Source organism: Pseudomonas sp. S2_A10, from assembly GCF_054668465.1.
This window is the reverse complement of sequence record NZ_CP162773.1, coordinates 5,439,438-5,459,140: the sequence shown is the minus strand read 5'-3', so window position 1 is coordinate 5,459,140 and position 19,703 is coordinate 5,439,438. Positions and strand designations below refer to the sequence as shown.

Here is a 19,703-nt window from a genome sequence, read left to right as displayed (position 1 = left end):
TTGTTATCACGGGTGTTGCGGTTCACGGCTGGCGGATGTGCAGATGCACATCCGCCAGCCGTGGGGGCAGTAAATTGTTATCGAGTCTGGGATTGCGTCAGCGCTGACTGCGCTTCGCCGCCCGTTGCCGGCACGCTGCGCCGAACGCCTGGAAAATCTTCAGGTAGTTCGGGTTGTCCAGCACTTGCCATTCCGGGTGCCATTGCACGCCGAGGGCGAAAGTCGGGCTGTGCTCGACCGAGATCGCTTCGATCAAACCGTCCGGTGCCACGGCTTCAGCACGCAGACCGGGGGCGAGGCGGTCGATGCCTTGGCTGTGAATCGAATTGACCTGAAATTCGTCGGGCAGCTCCAGCGCTTCGAACACACCGCCAGCGATCAAACTGACCGCATGGGCCGGTGCGTATTGCACGGCCACATCCGGGCTGTCGGCTTCACGGTGGTCGAGCATGCCGGGCAACTCGTGCACCTTCTGATGCAGGCTGCCGCCGAAGGCCACGTTCATTTCCTGGAAGCCACGGCAGATGCCGAGCACCGGAACGCCCGCCGCGATGGCTGCACGCAATAAAGGAAGGGTGGTGGCGTCACGGGCCGGATCGTGATCCGTGCCGGGCGCACTGGCCGCGCCTTGATAGTGGAAGGGCTCCACGTTCGAGGGTGAGCCGGTGAGCAACAGACCGTCGAGTTGACCGAGCAGGTCTTCGATCTCAGTCAGATTGCCGAGGGAAGGGATGACCACTGGCAACCCTTGAGCGCCAACGCTGACAGCACGTAGGTACTTGTCGCCGCTGATGTGATAGGGGTGCAGGCCAATCTGTTTGACGCACGCAGTAACGCCGATCAATGGCTTGAATGCCATTTTTATTCACCTCGAAGTCTGTCACTTGAACGAGCTTTTCCGGAGCTTAGCCTCGTTGATTTTAATTAACAACTGCCATGTAAAAAATTCTAAACGCCGTTCATCAAATCGCTCAGGTTTACCGGGGTTTTCCGGCGGATATGGCACGAGAGTGTTAAGAAAAGCCCGAAAAATAAAGGCTGCAGGGCAGGGTGTTCGCTATTGACTTCACTTTGCCTTTCGGATTGACTGGCTGCGCAACACGGTGGTGAACATAATAATTAACAGCTAAATAGGTGCATCATGTCGGTCCCTCTGCGTACCGTTCAACTCAACGAAGCCAACGCATTCCTTAAGAAATATCCTGAGGTTTTGTACGTCGACCTTCTGATTGCGGATATGAACGGTGTGGTGCGCGGCAAGCGCATCGAACGCACCAGTCTTCATAAGGTGTACGAAAAAGGCATCAACCTGCCGGCGTCGCTCTTTGCGCTGGACATCAACGGCTCGACGGTGGAAAGCACCGGCCTGGGCCTGGATATCGGCGATGCCGATCGCATCTGCTACCCGATCCCCGGCACCCTGAGCATCGAGCCGTGGCAAAAACGCCCGACCGCTCAACTGCTGATGACCATGCACGAGATCGAAGGTCAGCCGTTCTTCGCCGACCCGCGTGAAGTACTGGCCAACGTTGTGCGCAAATTCGACGACCTCGGCCTGACCATCTGCGCGGCGTTCGAACTCGAGTTCTACCTGATCGACCAGGACAACGTGAATGGCCGTCCGCAATCGCCACGTTCACCGGTATCCGGTAAGCGTCCGGTGTCGACCCAGGTTTACCTGATCGACGATCTCGACGAATACGTCGATTGCCTGCAAGACATCCTTGAAGGTGCGAAAGAGCAGGGCATCCCGGCGGATGCCATCGTCAAGGAGAGCGCCCCGGCGCAGTTCGAAGTCAACCTGCATCACGTCTCCGACCCGATCAAGGCGTGCGATTACGCGGTCCTGCTCAAGCGTCTGGTGAAGAACATCGCCTACGACCACGAGATGGACACGACTTTCATGGCCAAGCCGTATCCGGGCCAGGCCGGCAATGGTTTGCACGTGCACATTTCGATTCTGGACAAAGAAGGCAACAACATCTTCGCCAGCGAGGATCCCGAGCAGAACGCCGCACTGCGTCACGCGATCGGCGGTGTGCTCGAGACCCTGCCGGCGCAAATGGCGTTCCTCTGCCCGAACGTCAACTCGTACCGCCGCTTCGGCGCGCAATTCTATGTGCCGAACTCGCCGAGCTGGGGCATCGACAACCGCACCGTGGCCGTGCGCGTGCCGACCGGTTCAGCGGACGCCGTGCGCATCGAGCACCGCGTCGCCGGTGCCGATGCCAACCCGTACCTGCTGATGGCGTCGGTGCTGGCCGGTATCCACCACGGGCTTACCAACCAGATCGAGCCCGGCGCGCCGGTCGAAGGCAACAGCTACGAGCAGAACGAGCAGAGCCTGCCGAACAACCTGCGCGACGCCTTGCGCGAGCTCGACGACAGCGAAGTCATGGCGCGCTACATCGACCCGATGTACATCGACGTGTTCGTTGCGTGCAAGGAAAGCGAGCTGGCCGAGTTCGAGAACTCGATTTCTGACCTTGAGTACAACTGGTATCTGCATACGGTCTGAAGATCAAAAGCCCCTCACCCTAACCCTCTCCCGGAGGGAGAGGGGACTGACCGCGTCGTCTGGAGATATCCGGCGACCTGAACGATCCAGTCGATGATGGATTCGGCAAAGATTTTTCAGGTCGGCGCAGTTACCAGGCATCCCCCGATCGGTCCCCTCTCCCTCTGGGAGAGGGCTAGGGTGAGGGCAGCGATTCCCGGCCAGACAAAGCAACCAGACCAACCCCCAAATTCCCCCTTGTCGAGCTCAAAACAATGACCACAACCCGCAACGACTGGGAACAACGCTTCCAGTCTCTGTCCATCGAATCCCGCGCCTTCATCAACGGCGAATACCGCCCGGCGATCAGCGGCGACACTTTCGAATGTCTGAGCCCGGTCGACGGCCGCTTTCTTGCTGCCGTCGCCAGCACCGATGAAGCCGACGCCAACCTGGCCGTCGAAGTCGCGCGCCAGTCCTTCAACTCCGGCATCTGGGCGAAAAAAGCCCCGGCCGAGCGCAAGCGCGTGCTGATCCGCTTCGCCGATCTGATCCTGCAGCACCAGGAAGAACTGGCACTGCTGGAAACCCTCGACATGGGCAAACCGATCAGCGATTCGATGAGCATCGACATCCCGGCGACCGCCAACGCGATCCGCTGGAGCGCCGAGGCCATCGACAAGATCTACGACGAAGTCGCCGCCACGCCGCACGACCAACTTGGCCTCGTCACCCGTGAGCCCTCGGGTGTGGTCGCCGCCATCGTGCCATGGAATTTTCCGCTGATCATGGCCAGCTGGAAGTTCGCCCCGGCGCTGGCGGCGGGTAATTCGTTCATCCTCAAGCCTTCGGAAAAATCACCGCTGACCGCTATCCGCATCGCGCAACTGGCGCTGGAGGCGGGTATTCCGAAGGGCGTGTTCAACGTGCTGCCGGGCTACGGCCACACCGTCGGCAAGGCGCTGGCGTTGCACATGGACGTCGACGTGCTGGCCTTCACCGGCTCCACGGCGATCGCCAAGCAGCTGATGATCTATGCCGGCCAGAGCAACATGAAACGCGTCTGGCTCGAGGCCGGCGGCAAGAGCCCGAACGTGGTGTTCGCCGACGCACCGGACCTGCGCGCGGCAGCCCAGGCAGCAGCCAGTGCCATCGCCTTCAACCAGGGCGAAGTCTGCACTGCCGGCTCGCGTCTGCTGGTCGAGCGCTCGATTCGCGAGCAGTTCATTCCGCTGCTGGTGGAAGCGCTGCAAGCGTGGAAACCGGGGCACGCGCTTGATCCGGCGACCACCGTCGGCGCCGTGGTCGACCAGCGTCAACTGGACAACGTGCTGCGCTACATCAGCATCGGCCGCGAGCAGGGCGCCGAGTTGATTGCCGGCGGCCAACGCACCCTCGAAGAAACCGGCGGCCTCTACGTGCAGCCAGCGATTTTCGACGGCGTGACCAATGCGATGACTATCGCCCAAGAAGAAATCTTCGGCCCGGTGCTGTCGCTGATCACCTTCGACACTGCCGAAGAAGCCCTGCAGATCGCCAACGACAGCATCTTCGGCCTCGCCGCCGGGGTGTGGACCAGCAACCTGAGCAAGGCGCACACCTTCGCCCGCGGCCTGCGCGCCGGCAGCGTCTGGGTCAACCAGTACGACGGCGGCGACATGACCGCGCCATTCGGTGGCTTCAAGCAATCGGGCAACGGTCGCGACAAATCGCTGCATGCGTTCGACAAGTACACCGAACTGAAAGCGACCTGGATCAAGCTCTGACTCTTTTACAGCGGCGGCCGCCCCTGGTTGGCGGCCCTCGGAGAAACCTATGAAACAGCAACACGTAAACAGCTACTACGCCGCCACCCGCAACGAAGTCATCGACTTCCCGATTCTCGAAGAAGCGCTGGACTGCGACGTCTGCATCATCGGCGCCGGTTATACCGGCCTGTCCTCGGCGCTGTTCCTCAGCGAAGCCGGCTACAAAGTCACGGTGCTGGAAGCGGCGAAAGTCGGCTACGGCGCCAGCGGGCGCAACGGCGGGCAACTGGTCAATTCCTATAGCCGCGACGTCGATGTCATCGAAGAGCGCTACGGCGACAAGACTGCAGAAATCCTCGGCAGCATGATCTTTGAAGGCGCCGATATCATTCGTTCGCGCATCAAGGATTACGACATCAAGTGCGACTACCGCCCGGGCGGTATTTTCGCGGCGATGAACAAGAAACAGCTCAATGGCCTGGCCGAGCAGAAGCGCAACTGGGAACGCTACGGCAACCGCAATCTGAAGATGCTCGATGCAGCGGACATTCGTCGCGAAGTCGGCTCCGACGCCTACGTTGGCGGCTTGCTGGACATGCAGGGTGGCCACGTTCATCCATTGAACTTGGCCCTCGGCGAAGCCGCCGCCATCGTGCGTTTGGGCGGCAAGATCTACGAGCAATCGGCGGCGGTGGAAATCACCTACGGCGAGCCGATCACCGTGCGCACCGCCAAAGGTCTGGTCCGCGCCAAATATTTGCTGATCGCCGGCAACGCTTATCTGCCGCAAGGCCTCGACAATCGCGTCACCGCGAAAAGCATGCCGTGTGGTTCGCAGATCGTCGTCACCGAACCGCTGACCGAGCAGCAGGCGCGCAGCCTGATCACCAACAACTATTGCGTCGAAGACTGCAACTACCTGCTGGATTACTACCGCCTCACCGCTGACAACCGCCTGCTTTACGGTGGTGGTGTGGTGTATGGCGCGCGGGAGCCGGACGATATCGAGCAACTGATCCGGCCGAAGATCCTCAAGACCTTCCCGCAGCTCAAGGACGTGAAGATCGACTACCGCTGGACCGGCAACTTCCTGCTGACCATGTCGCGCATGCCGCAATTCGGCCGCATCGAAAAGAATGCCTACTACATGCAGGGCTACAGCGGCCACGGCGTCACCTGCTCGCACCTGGCCGGCAAACTGATCTCGGAAATGATCCGCGGCGACGCCGAACGCTTCAACGCCTTCGCCTCGCTGCCGCACATGCCGATGCTCGGCGGCCGCACCTTCTCCGCACCGCTTACCGCACTGGGTGCCGTCTACTACTCCCTGCGCGACCGCTTCGGCGTCTGATTGACCTTGCCGGCGGCGGTCCGAAAGGCCTCGCCGGTTTTTCACTTATGCAAAAGCACTGATGTCCACTGTGGGAGCGAGCCTGCTCGCGAAGAGGCCATATCAGGCGACATCGATTCGCCAGACACTACGCTTTCGCGAGCAGGCTCGCTCCCACAGTGACTGTATTGCCAAGGCCAACAGGACTTTTGCCGCACCATCCATCGAACCTGCTGAGCAACACCGGCAAACGTGATTTAATAGCCGCCTTTCACGGTTCCGGGACACGGGAGCAACGTGATCCGCGCGACCTGCGCGTCACCCGCCACCCACCCCCATTACCCTTAAGTACCTCAACATAAGGCTGTCATGGATACGGGTTCTCGACTCAAACTAGTACGCGAAAGCTACAAACTCTCCCAGCGCGAGCTCGCCCGGCGTAGCGGCGTGACCAACGCGACCATCTCGCTGATCGAACAGAACCGCGTCAGCCCCTCCGTCAGCTCGCTGAAAAAGCTGCTCGAAGGCATACCGATGTCCCTGGCCGACTTCTTCACCTTCGACCAGCCCCCGCGCGAACACCAATACGTGTTCCGCGCCAACGAACAACCCGACCTCGGCCGCCACGGCCTGCGTCTGCTGCTCATCGGCGCCTCCGTCCCTAGCCGGCAGATGCGCCTGCTCCGCGAACAATATGCCCCCGGCGCCAGCTCCGGCGAAGAGCCGATCGTGCATGCCGAAGGCGAAGAGTGCGGGCTGGTCACGCGCGGCACGGTAGAACTGACCGTGGACGGGCAGGTGAGTGTGTTGAGTGCGGGGGATGGTTATTACTTTCCGACGACGTTGCCGCATAAGTTTCGCAACATCGGGGCGGATGAGGCGGAGATTATTAGTGCGAATACGCCGGCGAATTTCTGATCGGATTACGCGTTGTTTTTTTGACCCGATATCTTTTACGAGGTGTCGGGTTGCTTGTTCCTGCCATTCGTCAGCCCTCCCGCATTTTCCCCGCGCACGCGCTTCCAATGCATAACTCACCCCCGCAAAGGAGCCGCAAACATGCGCAAATCCAACCTCGCAGCACTGACCTTGGCCACGCTGTTATCCACCACCTCGCTCTACGCAACAGCCGCCAGCGACACCCCGGCACCCACGGCCAACGACGGCAATAGCCAGACCAACCCGAGTGCGCCGGAAGACATTCATTCCAATGGCGCCACCGTGCCCAAAGGCACGCAGGGCAACACCACCAACAATGACGGCTCTACACCTTCGGGTTCCAAGCCCAGTGGTTCGAAGCAATCGAACGACAGCGGCACGAGCAGCGGTGCAGGTGAAGGTTGAAGCTGTTTGCAGATGCAGCAAGCCCGGCATCAAGCCGGGCTCTCTGTCAGGCAATCCTCGATAACCGAGACTATTTAGCCTTCCAGTTCCCGCCACTGTTTTCGCAATCAATCTTCGCCTGCGCCAAGTGCTCACCGTTGTAGTAATACGTGGTGACTTTGGCGTTGTCGGGCATGTTCAGCGGTTTGGCGCTTTTGTCTTTGCTGGTCGAGTGCGGGTTGGCGAGGGATTCCTGGGTGAGGCGAGCGGTGCAGGTGGCTTGGTAGTGGTCGTCGCAGCGTTGGACTTTCTTCTTGGTGGCGTTGAGGGTGTCCTTGCTTTCGTTGCTGCAGGACCAGTTGATGGAGTCCACGGGCATGCCGTCGTACTCGTAGCAGCTGTGGGTTTCCATCGCCGGCACCGAGGCGCTGGAGGAGCGGGTCTGGACGTCGCAGCCTTCGGCCATGACGCAGGTGGGGATGATGGCGAATGTGGCGATCAGGAGCAGCAGTCGGGTTTTCATCGGCAATTCCTCTCCAATGGCGCCGCGTCTGATCGGATTTGGCGCTTGTCTGGTTTCGAGGTGGCGAGGGCGGGCAAGGTTCAATCGGCTTTGCGCTGCGCCATCTTCGCGTACACTGCGCAACAATCAGAAACATTCAGCGCAGGATTCGATTCCCATGGCCCAAACTCTGGAACGCGCTATCGCCATTGCCGCCACTGCCCACACCGGGCAGGTGGACAAGGGCGGGGCGCCGTACATTCTGCATCCGCTGAAAGTCATGTTGCGCATGCACACGCTGGAAGAACGGATCGTCGCTGTGCTGCACGATGTGGTCGAGGATTGTGGGGTGAGTCTGGATGATTTGCGCGGGGAAGGATTCAGCGAAGAGGTGCTGGCGGCGATTGCGGCGGTGACCAAAGTGTCCGGTGAGTCCTACGAGGATTTTGTCGACCGCGCCGCGCAAAACCCGATCGGCCGGGTGGTGAAGCTGGCGGATCTGGAAGAGAACAGCGATATCTCGCGGATCGCCTCGCCGAGTTGGGAGGATCTGGAGCGGATCGAAAAATACCGGCGGGCGATTGCACGCCTTCGCGCATAGGAATGCAAATCCCCCTGTAGGAGCTGCCGAAGGCTGCGATCCGATCGTTCCCACGCTCTGCGTGGGAATGCAGCCGGGGACGCTCTGCGTCCCAAAAGATCGCAGCCTTCGGCAGCTCCTACCAGGGACTGGTGGTGTGTCAGATAAATAGCCAGGAAGGCGAACCATGAAATCCATTGTGTGCTTGTTGCTTGCTGCCGGTTTCGGCGCGTTGTTGCAGTTTGAAGGCGTGCCTCACGGCTTGCTGCTCGGCTCGATTGTCGTTACCGCGTTGTTTGCCAGCAAAACCGGCATCGCCCCGGCAACTCCTTATGGCTTGGGCTACATCCAGGTCACGCTGGGCATCGCCACCGGGCTGATGTTCGAAGCATGGGACAGCGAAACGGCGACGACGATGCTGCCCAGCCTTGGCGTGTTGCTGATCTGCCTGACCGTACAAATTGCACTCGCCGGATGGTGGCTGACACGCGGTGCCGGATGGAATCGCACCGATGCACTGCTGGCGGTGTATCCCGGCGCATTGGCCGCAGTGTTCGATTTGCTCGAGTCGGAAAAGGCTTCGAGCAAAGTCATCATCGTGCATCTGATGCGGCTGCTGTTGATCACCGTATTGGTGAGTTTGCTCATTCCCGGGCAAGCAGCGGTGGCTGAAGTCGCCAGCGATCCGTTGACCACAGGCATGGCGCTGACCGCATGCTCAGTCATCGCTTTGAGCGTATTGCTCGGCCGCCTGTTGTTGCTGATCGGCGTCCCGGCGCCGTTCATGCTCACTGCGATCATCATCACCGCTGTATTTGTGAAGTCGGGATGGCTGCACGGTTTTCACATGCCGGAGTGGAGCCTGAACCTGGCCGCACTGATTCTCGGCGTGCGCATCGGCTCACGTTTTCAGGGACTCGGCATCGCAGAGCTGGCGCGGCATGGGCGCACGGCGTTGGTCTCGGTGGGTTTGATGATCGTCGTTGCAGCGGTGTTTGCCGAGGTGGCTGCGCGCTGGCTGGGCGGTGATCCGCTGTCCCTTTGGCTGGCGTACATGCCGGGCGCGATCGAGACGATTGCGATTGTCGCGTTTGGCGGCGGGCTGAATGTGGTGTTTATCCTGACGCATCATCTGAGCCGGATGGTGCTGCTGCATTTTGCCCCGGCGTTGTTGGTGCAGGTCAGGCGGGTGCGCCAGGAAACTTGAAGCAAGCCAGTGCCGCCTGGCGATGCGGCGTGTCATTCAGATCCATCCCTCTCAGCCCAGCCCTTTCCCCCAGGGCGGCGGCTGCGCATAAACGGCTTCGTGAGCAGTTGCTGACCTCGGTTTGCCGCGCTATCAGGCGTGGCCCAAGGCAACCGCGAACGAGACGACAATCATGCATGCGAAGGCGAAATTGAGATTCATGGGCTGTTCATCCTCAGCTTTTAAGAGTGGGGCCATTGTGAACAGGCGCAACGCAAAGAAAAAATTCGCCGTGTTGATTGCAATGATCGAAAGCATTGATAGCCGCTGCGTTTGTATTTGCCCGAGACTTTCGCTAGTGTCGCTGAAACCTGCAACTACAAGCACAAACAGGCACAACCATGCACGATCACTCCATCGCTGAACTTCCGTCCCTGCGTCGGCAGAAAATTCTTTTGCTTCTCGAACGTGACGGCAAGGTCATGGCCTCCGAGCTGAGCCAGCATTTCGCAGTGTCCGAAGACACCATCCGCCGCGACCTTGCCGAACTGGACAACGCCGGGCTGGTGCAGCGCGTGCATGGCGGGGCGTTGCCGCGACCGAAGGACTCGGGCAAGGATTACTTCACCCGTCTGGATGAGACCGACGAGGTCAAGGTGCGCCTGGCGCAATTGGCGGCCCAGCACATCGAGGATGGGCAGATTGTGCTGTTCGATTCCGGCTCGACCACCTTGCAGGTGGCGCGCGCGTTACCGTCCGATATCCGCATCACCGCCGTGACCGCTTCCCCACTGACGGCGATTGCCTTGTCCGAATACAAGTGCGTGAAAGTGATTCTGGCGGGCGGTGAATTGAATCCGCATTCGATGTCGGCCAGTGGTCAGGAAGCGCTGCGACTGCTGGCGGGGATCAAGGCGGATCTGGCGATTACCGGGGTGTGCGCGATTCATCCCGAGGTCGGGATCACCTCGCTGCATTTCGATGAAGTGCCGATCAAACAGGCGATGCTCGACAGCGCGACGCGGGTGATTGCGGTGACCACGGCGGACAAATTGGGCGCGGTGGAGCCGTTTGTGGTGGCGCCGTGTACGCGCCTGCATACGATGATTACCGAGCGGCATCCCGGGTCGGGGAATGTCGAGGATTATCGGCGGTTGGGGATTGTGGTGGAGCAGTTGCCGGATTGAATTTTGTGTGGGGTTTGAGGGCCTCTTCGCGAGCAGGCTCGCTCCCACAGGGTGTTGTGTCGTGCACAAATCCAATGTGGGAGCGAGCCTGCTCGCGAAAGCGGTGTGTCAGTCACCCAAAATGTTGAATGTGATGACGCCTTCGCGAGCAGGCTCGCTCCCACAGGTTCGGTGTCGGATCGTTAAGCCTCGGTCAGGTACCACCGCCAATCCTGCTCACCCACTTCAGCCATGAACTGCCGATACTCGGCACGCTTCACCGCCAGATACACACCAAGAAATTCCTGCCCCAATGCCTCTCGTGCCCACGTGGAATTTTCCAGCGCCTGCAACGACGTCAGCCAATCGGTCGGCAGCAGTTCTTTCGCCTGGGCATAACCATTGCCCTCGACCGGTGCCCCCGGATCCAGCTCTTCACGAATGCCACGATGAATGCCGGCGAGGATCGCCGCCGCTGCCAGATACGGGTTGGCGTCGGCGCCGCAGATGCGGTGTTCGATGTGTCGCGTAGGGGCCGGGCCACCGGGTACGCGCAGGCTGACCGTGCGGTTGTCGACGCCCCAGGTCGGCGCCAGTGGCGCATAGCTGTTGGCCTGGAAACGCCGGTAAGAGTTGGCGTTGGGGCAGAACAGCAGCAGCGAATCAAGCAGCGAGGCGAGCATGCCGCCGATCGCCGTGCGCAACAGCGGCGTGCCGGCCGGGTCTTCAGAGGCGAACAGATTACGCCCCTCGGCATCGGCGAGGCTGACGTGCATGTGCATGCCGGTGCCGGCCAGATCATCGAACGGCTTGGCCATGAACGTCGCCTGCATGCCGTGCTTGTGCGCCACGCCTTTGACCAGACGTTTGTAGCGTACCGCCTGATCCATCGCCTCCAGTGCGTCGCCATGTTCGAGGGTGATTTCGACCTGACCCGGCGCGTATTCGGAGATCGCCGTGCGCGCCGGAATGCCGTGCAGTTTGCACGCGCTGTAGAGGTCGGCGAGGAACGGCTCGATCTGTTCCAGCTCGCGCAAACCGTAGACTTGCGTGTGTCGCGGTCGTCCGCCGTCAGCGTCCAGCGCCGGTTGCGGGCGGCCGTTGTGGTCGCGTTTGGCATCGAGCAGATAGAACTCCAGCTCGCACGCCATGATCGGGTGATAGCCCTCGGCCTTGAGCCCGTCGATGACTTTGATCAGCAGGTGCCGAGGGTCAGCGATGCTCGCCGGCAGGCCCTCGCTCGGGTGCATGCTGACCTGCACGGCGGCGGTCGGAATCTGTCGCCACGGCAGGCGCACCAGACTGCCTTGCAGCGGATAGGCGCGGCAGTCGATGTCGCCGACGTCCCACACCAGCCCGGAGTTCTCGACGTCCTCGCCTTGTACAGTCAGACCAAGGATGGTGCTCGGCAGCGGTCGGCCGCTTTCGTACACGGCGAGCAGTTCTTCGCGATGCAACAGCTTGCCGCGCGGCACGCCGTTGGCGTCGAGGATGAACAATTCGATCATGTCGATATCGGGGTTCTGTTCGAGGAACAGGCGTGCGTCTTCGATGGCTGCGAATTTCATGGCAAATCACTCACGGTGGCGCCGCACAGGCGCGCAGATTCGGCCGGACACGACGCGACAAAAAGGCGTAAGTGTCCCGGCAGGGATATCAGGAAAATCGGGAAATTGACTGTCGCGGTTTCAGCTCACGCGATCAGGCAGGAACGGCGATATCCGGCGGGCGTGCGGAGTGACGCAGCTTGGAGCGGCGCAGGGCCATGGGCAGATTGACGATGCGGTTCATACGCGGCCCCTGTTGCAGTGGGCGCGTACAGCAGAGACGTGCAACCTTTGAGGTTGTTGTGGTGACGTACTCATAACGCGTGTTTCCGTTGGCGGAAAGCGTCGGCGGCAGGGCAGGCCCGGCGACCGGTGTGCCCGGATAGTAAGGGGGAATTCGCGCGCGTGTAAACGGAAGATTCGTCGGTGGCGCTTTCCACCGTTTGGGCTAATTGACCGAGTTGCCTTTTTCGCGAGCAGGCTCGCTCCCACAGGAGAATGCATTTCAACTGTGGGAGCGAGCCTGCTCGCGAATGGCCGCATCTCGGTCCCGAGCGGACGCGCCGGGCCATCTCGTTGTTTGCCGCTGAGCCATTCAGCGCAGCACGTAGTCGTCCGGCTCCGGCGCGGGGGGCAATGGCGAGACGCCCAGTTCGTACAGCACATCGCGCTCCAGGGTGCGCACCAGTGCATCGGTCGGCAGATCGTTTTCATCGCGCCCGAACGGGTCTTCGAGTTCATCGGCAATCGCGTCGAAGCCGAAAAAGGTGTAGCTGACAATTGCCGTGAACAGCGGCGTCAACCAACCCAGCGATTGCGCCATGGCGAACGGCAGCAGCAGGCAGAACAGGTAGATGGTGCGGTGCAGCAGCAGGGTGTAAGGGAAGGGCAGTGGTGTGTTCTTGATCCGGTCGCACACCGCTTGGGCCTGGCTCAGACAGGTCAGGTGATTGGCCAGCAATTGATAACGCCATGGCGACAGCACACCGGCCGTTTCCAGCTCGGAACACTGGCGCCCGAGCTGATGAAGGATCTGTCCGCAGTGATCCGGCGCAGCCCCATCGATCGGTGGGCTGACCCAGTCGGCACTGGCCTGCTCCTCACTGTCTCCACGCAACCGCGCATTCAACGCGTGGGCGAAACCGCACAGGTTGCGCAACAGTTGCCCACGCAGGCGGGTGTCATCGAGGCCTTGGGTTTCGCGCATCACCGCGCGCACCCGCAACAGCACCTCGCCCCAGGCCTTGCGCCCCTCGTACCAACGGTCGTAACAAGCGTTGTTGCGAAAGCTCAGGAAAATCGACAGCGACAGGCCGAGCAGGGTGAACGGTGTCGAATTGATCTGGGCGAAGTAGCTCGGCACCAGTAGTTCGATCAGCACAATCGCTGCCGCCAGCAGTGTCAGCATCAAAGTGCGCACGGCGATGCGTTTGGCGATCGAGCCTCTGAGGGTGAACAGCACGGCGAACTGATTGGGTCTCGGTCTGACGATCATCTCGCGGTCCCGGTTGCGCGGCGAATCAGCCGCCGGTCATGTTCATGAAACGCACCACTTGCACGTCGTCGTTGACTTCGAAATTGTGTCGATACGGTTTGAGTTTCATCGCCTCGATGATCGCGTTTTCCAGGCGTTCCGGGTGGCCGGGATGGGCGCGCAACACCGCTTTGAGGTCCATCGAATGCTCGTTGCCCAGGCACAGCAGCAAGCGACCTTCGACGGTCAGGCGCACGCGGTTGCAGGTACCGCAGAAGTTGTGGCTGTGCGGCGAAATGAAGCCCAGGCGAATGTTCGGCGCCTCGGCCACGCGCCAGTAGCGCGACGGCCCTTGCGTCGATTCGGTCGAGTCGATCAGGGTAAAGCGTTCGGCGATGCGTTCGCGTACTTGCGCGCTGGAGTAGAAGGACTCGGCGCGGCTGTGTTCGGCGATCGCGCCCAGCGGCATCTCTTCGATGAAGGAAATATCCAGATCACGCTCGATGGCGAAACTGACCAGATCGTTGATCTCGTGATCGTTGCGGCCCTGCATCACCACGCAATTGAGCTTGGTACGGGTGAAACCGGCGGCACGCGCGGCATCGATGCCGTCGATGACCTGCGCCAGATCGCCAGTGCGGGTCAGCTCTTTGAAGCGCTGCGGATCGAGACTGTCGAGGCTGATGTTCAGGCGCTTGACCCCTGCGTCGAACAGCGGCTGGGCCAGTCGGCCCAATTGTGAGCCGTTGGTGGTCAGGCACAGTTCGCGCAGGCCGGGCAGGGCGGCGATCTGTTCGCAGAGTTGCACGACGCCGGGGCGGATCAGCGGCTCGCCACCCGTGAGGCGGATCTTGCGCGTGCCGAGGGCGACGAAGCTTTGCGCCACCTGGAACAGCTCTTCGAGGGTGAGGATCTGCTGGCGCGGCAGGAACTGCATGTCCTCGGCCATGCAATAGACGCAGCGAAAATCGCAGCGGTCGGTGACCGACAGGCGCAGATAATCCACGCGGCGGTTGTGACCATCGATCAATTCACGCTGTGTCATGGGCTCGCCTCGTGGATGTGGAACGCCGTCAGCGGGCGCAGATCGCGCAGGGTAGGCTGCGCTCGCCACGCCGTCCAATCACTCTGGCTGACCGAGTGATTGACGGCGTCGATGATGCCTTACGGTGCGCCAAACATTGCCGTCCAGTAAATGCCGGCGTTGCTTTTCGGATCGGTCGCGTAAGCGGCGCCCAGTTCCTGATATTGCGGATTCATCAGATTGGCGCAATGGCCTGGGCTGGCGAGCCAGCCGTCAACGACCTTGCCGACGGTGTCTTGCCCGGCGGCGATGTTTTCACCGACCAGTTGTCCGCTGTAACCGGACAGTTCGGCGCGGTCGCCCGGCGTGCGGCCGTCGCGGTCCTTGTGGTCGAGGTAATTGTTGTTGGCCATGTCGCGGCTGTGATCCTGAGCGACAGTGCCCAGCGTGGCATTCCACGCCAGCGGTGCTGCCGCCGCGAAGGACTGGCCGCCGCACTGGCGCGCCTGGCTGCGCGCGGTATTGAGTTGCGCCAGCAGCTTTTGCCCTTCGCTTTGTGCATCGCCGAGTTTCGCCGTCAGCAACGGCCGCGCGAGGACGATGCGCCAGTCGCGGTCAACGCGGTTGACACCGATATCGACGAACTGCGGATCGAGCACCACCTGACAGAAGCTTTCCTGAATCGCCTTCATTGCTGACGCCGCATCGCGGGGGCCGTTGAGGGTGATCGCCTGCACGTTGACCATCGGGTAGTGGGCGCTGGTCATGGCCTGCTGCAGATCAACCGCGCCGCTGGCCGGCAGGCGCAGCCGTGGATCGGCCGACAGCGGTGGCAACTCGTTTGACGCCTGCGTGCCGCAACGCTGGGGCTGGCTGCGATAGCTGTTGATCGACTCGATCAATTGCAGTTCATCGGCGGCCAGCGCCGAGGTGGCGAACACCACGCCCAGCGACAGTGCGGCACAACGCAAAACGGACGGCATGAAGCGCATGGAAATCTCCCTTGAGCTGAATGCGCCCATGATGCGCGAAAGGCCCCCGGTGAGTGAATGTGTTTTTCTTTGCGGCGGATTTTTTTCTGCGCTGGTGTGCCCGCGCATTTGCTCGCTACACTCTGCGAAGACCCCGCAAACCGGGCGTCTCACCGACGTAACATCTTGCCCCGGGCGGGCGCTGACGGAAGAACCGACATGGGATTGAAAGGCTTGGCGGGCGGTTTGTTGGGAATCTTTTTGACCGGCGCAGCATGGGCCGGGGCGCAGGCGCCGATCGAGGCCAAGGCCGAACAGAAAGCCGAGGTGCTCGAAGAGAAAGCAGCGGATAAAGTCAGCGCTGCTCCGGCGCCGAAATCCGAGGCCATCACCCCCACCGAAGCGCAGGCGGTGGACCCGGCCGGTGCCGCGCCGCTGGACGATCCGCTGACCTGTCTGGCGCGCAGTATTTACTGGGAAGCCAAGGGCAAGGACACCCCGGAAATGGAAGCCGTCGCCAGCGTGGTGATGAATCGCCTCGGCCATGACGGCTTCCCCGACACGGTATGCGCGGTGGTCAAGCAAGGTTCGGAAAGCGGCAATTGCCAGTTTTCCTGGTGGTGCGATGGCAGGCCCGATCAGGTCAAGGAAGACGCCGAATACGCGTTGGCCAAGGAAATTGCCGGCAAGGCGTTGAACCGTCAGCTCAAGGACCGCACGCGCGGTGCCCTGTATTTTCATGATCGCGGCGTGCACCCGAGTTGGGCCAAGGCCTATCGCAACACGGCGCAGACCGGCAGGTTCCTGTTCTACAAACCCGCCGGAGGCGACGCGCGTTAACTGGCGTGGGTGTTGAGAATGCTCGCCACCTGCTGCGGCTGGCAGTTCAGGTACGGTGATTTTTGCAGCCAGCGTTGATCCGGATACCAGGAAAACATGAACTGGCCGTTCTTCAGGCGATCGATCACCTGTTTGGCAATCTGCGGCCGCACGGCGGGGCAACCCTGACTGCGGCCGATTCGCCCCTGACGCTTGCTCCACAGCGGGTTCACGTAACTGGCGGCATGAATCACGATCGCGCGATCGCGGGCCAGATCATTGAAACCGGGTTCCAGACCATCCATGCGCAGCGAGTAGCCGTGGGTGCCTTCGTAGCTTTCCTGGGTCCGGAACAGGCCGAGACTGGACTGGTAACTGCCTTCGCGGTTGGAAAACTGCGTGGCGAAGTTTTCCCCGGAGTTCGAACCGTGGGCAACCAGATCGCGCAGCACCAGCTTCTTTTTGCTCAGGTCGAAGATCCACAGGCGGCGTTCGGTGGACGGTTGCGAATAATCGATGATCGCCAGATGTCGCGAGGGTTTCGCGCCGTTGTTGACCGCGCATTGCATGGCGTTCAATGCACCTTTGAGCGCTTGGGGATTGAGTTCCGGCGCGGCGTGGGCGAGGCTGTTGTAGAGAACCGGCGATGGCTTGCCGGCGGCAAATACTGGGCTGGTCACGGCGACAAGGGTCGCGGTGCTCAACAGAAGTCGGCGCAAAAACGTCAACATTTTATAAAGTGTCCTCAACTTGCTACATAAACGGCACTTTGGCTCCTGACTCCCAGTCAATACCCGCAGGCTCGCGGTTCGAGCCTGACTGTTCAGCGCACCTGATGTAAGGTTGACCGTCATCTGGACGGCCATGGATTGGAGTAAAGCAGTTGTTCAAAAAGTACGCATGCTACTTGAGCATTTGTTTGCTCGCTGCGCCGTTTGTCGCTTGCGCCGATGAGCCGCTGCCCCCGCTCGAAACCCTGCCGACGCCTGAAATGCAATTGCCGGTCGAGCCGCGCAGCCCGTTGCAGGCAGTTTTGATCAGCCTGGCGCAGTCGTGCCCGGCCATCGCTCCGCGTCTCAATGGCCCGTCGTTGAGCCAGTTGCAGGCGTTTTATGAACAGCAGGACTGGATGCCGGTGTGGGCGAGTGAGTCGGCACGCTTGCCGGCATTGCGCGCGCAATTGCAGCTGTTGGCCGACGACGGGCTAAATCCGAATCGCTATGCGGTCGCGACGACACCGCCGCAGGATGGCGAGTTGTGTGCCGACATCGACATCAGCCGCAACTACTTGCAGGCCTTGCAGGATCTGCATTACGGCCGTCTGTTGCAGTCGCATTTCGAACCGCTGTGGCGTGTCGACGGCCCGCCGACCGATCGTCAGGCGCAATTGCTCAGCATTGCCGTGCCGGGCATGAACGATATCGCTGCGGCGTTCAACCTGGCGCGTCCGCATCTGCCGCAATATCAGAGCCTGCGTCAGCTGTATGCCGCGCAACGCTTGCAAGCCTTGCCGCAATGGCAGCCGGTGGGCAACGGCCCGTTGCTGCGTCCGGCGATGGAAGACCCGCGCGTGCCGGAACTGGCCCGTCGTCTGTACAGCGAAGGCTATCTGCCACACGCACTGGTGCCGCCGGACAACGCCTACGATGACGTGCTGGTGGAGGCAGTGAAGCACTTTCAGGCCAGCCATTCGTTGCAAGCTGACGGCGTGGTCGGGCCGGGCACCATTGCCGAGCTGAACATCAGCCCGCTGACCCGCCGCGATCAGCTGCGCGTCAATCTCGAACGTTTCCGCTGGATGGCCCAGGACATGGAGCCCAGTGGTCTGGTGGTCAATGTCGCCGCCGCTGAGCTGACGCTGTATCAGGGCGGTCAACCGGTGTGGCAGACCCGCACCCAGGTCGGCCGCGCCGAACGCCAGACACCGCTGCTCAAATCCCGCGTCACCCGCCTGACGCTGAATCCGACCTGGACCGTACCGCCGACTATCTGGAAGGAAGACAAGCTGCCGGAAATCCGCAAGGACCAGACCTTCCTCAGCCGCCAGAATCTGCAAGTGCTCGACGCCAACGGCCAGCCTCTGGCGGCGGCGGATATCGACTGGGACAACCCCGGCAACATCCTCCTGCGCCAGGACGCCGGCCCGCGCAATCCGCTGGGGCAAATGGTCATCCGTTTCCCCAACCCGTTCTCGGTCTACCTGCACGACACGCCGAGCAAGGCGCTGTTCGACAAAGGCCCACGGGCGTTCAGCTCCGGTTGCGTGCGCGTCGAGCACCCGCTGCAACTGCGCGATCTGCTGCTGTCCCCGGCAGAAAAAGCCCGCACCGATACTTTGCTGGCAACCGGTAGCACCCATGAATTTCGCCTGTCGGCGCCGGTGCCGATCCTGATGACCTACTGGACGGCGCAAGTCGACAGCAGCGGCCAGGTGCGTTATGCGCCGGACATCTACAGCCACGACAGCGTATTGCTGGCGGGGCTGGATCGGGCGCATTGAGTCCGGCACCAGCACGGCAGTCAAAGATCTGAGTTCGATGAGTGATTTCAGGTCGACGAATCCCGTACAAACACCTCGGTCAGTCCCCTCTCCCTCGGGAGAGGGCTAGGGTGAGGGGCCGATTTCAAGTCGAACCCATTACTCAAAATCTCACCGCCTCAGCTCCTCCACCAACCACGGCAAAAGCTCCTCACACGACCCTTCAATCTTCAAATCGAGCAGATCATCCGCCCGGGTCTTGCCCAGATTGATCGCCATCAACGGTTTGCCACGCTCGGCGATCACCCGACACAAGCGAAACGCCGAATACGCCATCAACGAAGATCCCACCACCAGCAACCCCGCCGCATTCTCGGCGGCGGCCAGCGCGCGTGCCGCTGTCGTCGGCGCCACGTTCTCGCCGAAGAACACCACATCCGGTTTCATCCGCTCACCCGCGCAATGCGGGCACTGCGGTACCCGGAAGCGCGCTTCAAATGCCGGGTCGAGCAAGGTATCGCCATCCGGCGCCTGCACCGCATCAACACCACTCAGGTAGGGATTGTGTGCCTCCATCTGCTGCTGGATCGCATCGCGCTCGCTGCGTTGCCCGCAATCCAGGCACAGCACTCGATGCAGGCTGCCGTGCAGTTCGATCACATCGTGGCTGCCGGCCTGATCGTGCAAGGTATCGACATTCTGCGTGATCAAATCGCTGATCCGGCCGCGCTGCTGCAACGTCGCCAGCGCCTCATGCGCGGCATTCGGTCGGGCCTTTCCCACGCGCGGCCAGCCGAGCATGGCTCGGGCCCAATAGCGCCGGCGTGATTCTGGGGCGGCGAGAAACTCCTGATACATCATCGGCTGCCGCCCACGACGCACGCCGTCACTGTCGCGATAGTCCGGAATGCCCGATGGCGTGCTGATGCCGGCGCCGGTCAATATCAGGAATTTATCGTCGGCCATGGCCTGCAACAGCGTATCGAGATGTTCGCGGATCGGGCTATCGAGCATGCTCAGCACTCCAGAATGGGCAGTGCCCGCAGGTTAGCATGCG

At 61.4% G+C, this 19,703-nt stretch carries 18 protein-coding genes; 10 read left to right on the top strand and 8 right to left on the bottom strand.

All coding sequences use genetic code 11. From position 1 onward, the window contains the following. Nucleotides 1-97: 97 nt before the first annotated feature. Nucleotides 98-859: a gamma-glutamyl-gamma-aminobutyrate hydrolase family protein gene (locus tag AB4N41_RS24395; RefSeq protein ID WP_252876521.1), complete on the bottom strand. Its 762-nt coding sequence runs from the start codon at nucleotides 857-859 to the stop codon at nucleotides 98-100. A 282-nt stretch (nucleotides 860-1,141) separates the two neighbouring features. Here AB4N41_RS24395 and AB4N41_RS24390 point away from each other — a divergent pair, with 282 nt between their 5' ends. The 5 genes from AB4N41_RS24390 to AB4N41_RS24370 all read left to right on the top strand — a co-directional run bounded on the left by AB4N41_RS24390 (nucleotide 1,142) and on the right by AB4N41_RS24370 (nucleotide 6,919). Beyond that, nucleotides 1,142-2,518 carry a glutamine synthetase family protein gene (locus tag AB4N41_RS24390; RefSeq protein ID WP_007918694.1) on the top strand — a complete coding sequence of 459 codons (1,377 nt, stop codon included), beginning with the start codon at nucleotides 1,142-1,144 and terminating at the stop codon, nucleotides 2,516-2,518. A 254-nt stretch (nucleotides 2,519-2,772) separates the two neighbouring features. Beyond that, entirely contained in the window at nucleotides 2,773-4,263 is a 1,491-nt protein-coding gene (locus AB4N41_RS24385; RefSeq protein ID WP_150634997.1) for an aldehyde dehydrogenase, read from the top strand. Between the two features lie 49 nt (nucleotides 4,264-4,312). Continuing rightward, entirely contained in the window at nucleotides 4,313-5,596 is a 1,284-nt protein-coding gene (locus AB4N41_RS24380) for an NAD(P)/FAD-dependent oxidoreductase (protein WP_024013330.1), read from the top strand. Nucleotides 5,597-5,944: 348 nt separating this feature from the next. Further along, nucleotides 5,945-6,493 carry a cupin domain-containing protein gene (locus AB4N41_RS24375; RefSeq protein WP_011333561.1) on the top strand — a complete coding sequence of 183 codons (549 nt, stop codon included), beginning with the start codon at nucleotides 5,945-5,947 and terminating at the stop codon, nucleotides 6,491-6,493. A gap of 141 nt (nucleotides 6,494-6,634) precedes the next feature. Then, the gene (locus AB4N41_RS24370) at nucleotides 6,635-6,919 is read left to right on the top strand and encodes a hypothetical protein (RefSeq protein ID WP_252876520.1); all 285 of its coding nucleotides are present in this window, start codon (nucleotides 6,635-6,637) and stop codon (nucleotides 6,917-6,919) included. 70 nt (nucleotides 6,920-6,989) lie between these two features. On the opposite strand, the gene AB4N41_RS24365 is transcribed toward AB4N41_RS24370, so the two are convergent. Further along, entirely contained in the window at nucleotides 6,990-7,421 is a 432-nt protein-coding gene (locus AB4N41_RS24365; protein WP_252876519.1) for a hypothetical protein, read from the bottom strand. 157 nt (nucleotides 7,422-7,578) lie between these two features. Between AB4N41_RS24365 and AB4N41_RS24360 the strand changes: the two genes are divergently transcribed. The 3 genes from AB4N41_RS24360 (at nucleotide 7,579) to AB4N41_RS24350 (ending at nucleotide 10,353) form a co-directional block, all read left to right on the top strand. Further along, complete coding sequence (locus tag AB4N41_RS24360; protein WP_252876518.1) at nucleotides 7,579-8,001, top strand: HD domain-containing protein; 423 nt, start codon at nucleotides 7,579-7,581, stop codon at nucleotides 7,999-8,001. A 166-nt stretch (nucleotides 8,002-8,167) separates the two neighbouring features. Next, complete coding sequence (locus tag AB4N41_RS24355) at nucleotides 8,168-9,187, top strand: AbrB family transcriptional regulator (protein WP_252876517.1); 1,020 nt, start codon at nucleotides 8,168-8,170, stop codon at nucleotides 9,185-9,187. A 380-nt stretch (nucleotides 9,188-9,567) separates the two neighbouring features. Then, nucleotides 9,568-10,353 carry a DeoR/GlpR family DNA-binding transcription regulator gene (locus AB4N41_RS24350; RefSeq protein ID WP_252876516.1) on the top strand — a complete coding sequence of 262 codons (786 nt, stop codon included), beginning with the start codon at nucleotides 9,568-9,570 and terminating at the stop codon, nucleotides 10,351-10,353. A 182-nt stretch (nucleotides 10,354-10,535) separates the two neighbouring features. On the opposite strand, the gene AB4N41_RS24345 is transcribed toward AB4N41_RS24350, so the two are convergent. The 4 genes from AB4N41_RS24345 to AB4N41_RS24330 all read right to left on the bottom strand — a co-directional run bounded on the left by AB4N41_RS24345 (nucleotide 10,536) and on the right by AB4N41_RS24330 (nucleotide 15,369). Continuing rightward, nucleotides 10,536-11,900, bottom strand: a complete 1,365-nt coding sequence (locus AB4N41_RS24345; protein WP_252876515.1) for a glutamine synthetase family protein — start codon at nucleotides 11,898-11,900, stop codon at nucleotides 10,536-10,538. Between the two features lie 574 nt (nucleotides 11,901-12,474). After that, nucleotides 12,475-13,374 (bottom strand): bestrophin family protein, encoded by a 900-nt coding sequence (locus AB4N41_RS24340; protein WP_150741085.1) that lies wholly within the window; start codon nucleotides 13,372-13,374, stop codon nucleotides 12,475-12,477. Nucleotides 13,375-13,399: 25 nt separating this feature from the next. Further along, on the bottom strand, nucleotides 13,400-14,398 hold the full coding sequence (moaA, locus tag AB4N41_RS24335; protein ID WP_016775169.1) for a GTP 3',8-cyclase MoaA: 999 nt from the start codon (nucleotides 14,396-14,398) through the stop codon (nucleotides 13,400-13,402). Between the two features lie 119 nt (nucleotides 14,399-14,517). Next, nucleotides 14,518-15,369, bottom strand: coding sequence for a CAP domain-containing protein (locus AB4N41_RS24330; protein ID WP_056789114.1), 852 nt, complete (start codon nucleotides 15,367-15,369; stop codon nucleotides 14,518-14,520). A 198-nt stretch (nucleotides 15,370-15,567) separates the two neighbouring features. Here AB4N41_RS24330 and AB4N41_RS24325 point away from each other — a divergent pair, with 198 nt between their 5' ends. Further along, nucleotides 15,568-16,188 carry a cell wall hydrolase gene (locus AB4N41_RS24325; protein WP_252876514.1) on the top strand — a complete coding sequence of 207 codons (621 nt, stop codon included), beginning with the start codon at nucleotides 15,568-15,570 and terminating at the stop codon, nucleotides 16,186-16,188. Here the strand turns inward: AB4N41_RS24325 and AB4N41_RS24320 are convergent. Further along, nucleotides 16,185-16,898, bottom strand: a complete 714-nt coding sequence (locus AB4N41_RS24320) for a murein L,D-transpeptidase catalytic domain family protein (RefSeq protein ID WP_016775166.1) — start codon at nucleotides 16,896-16,898, stop codon at nucleotides 16,185-16,187. The two genes, AB4N41_RS24325 and AB4N41_RS24320, sit on opposite strands and share 4 nt — an antisense overlap. Before the next feature lie 152 nt (nucleotides 16,899-17,050). On the opposite strand from AB4N41_RS24320, the gene AB4N41_RS24315 reads away from it, so the two are divergent. Further along, complete coding sequence (locus AB4N41_RS24315) at nucleotides 17,051-18,667, top strand: L,D-transpeptidase family protein (protein WP_252876513.1); 1,617 nt, start codon at nucleotides 17,051-17,053, stop codon at nucleotides 18,665-18,667. A 150-nt stretch (nucleotides 18,668-18,817) separates the two neighbouring features. On the opposite strand, the gene AB4N41_RS24310 is transcribed toward AB4N41_RS24315, so the two are convergent. Next, entirely contained in the window at nucleotides 18,818-19,660 is an 843-nt protein-coding gene (locus tag AB4N41_RS24310; RefSeq protein WP_252876512.1) for an NAD-dependent protein deacetylase, read from the bottom strand. Nucleotides 19,661-19,703 lie beyond the last annotated feature (43 nt).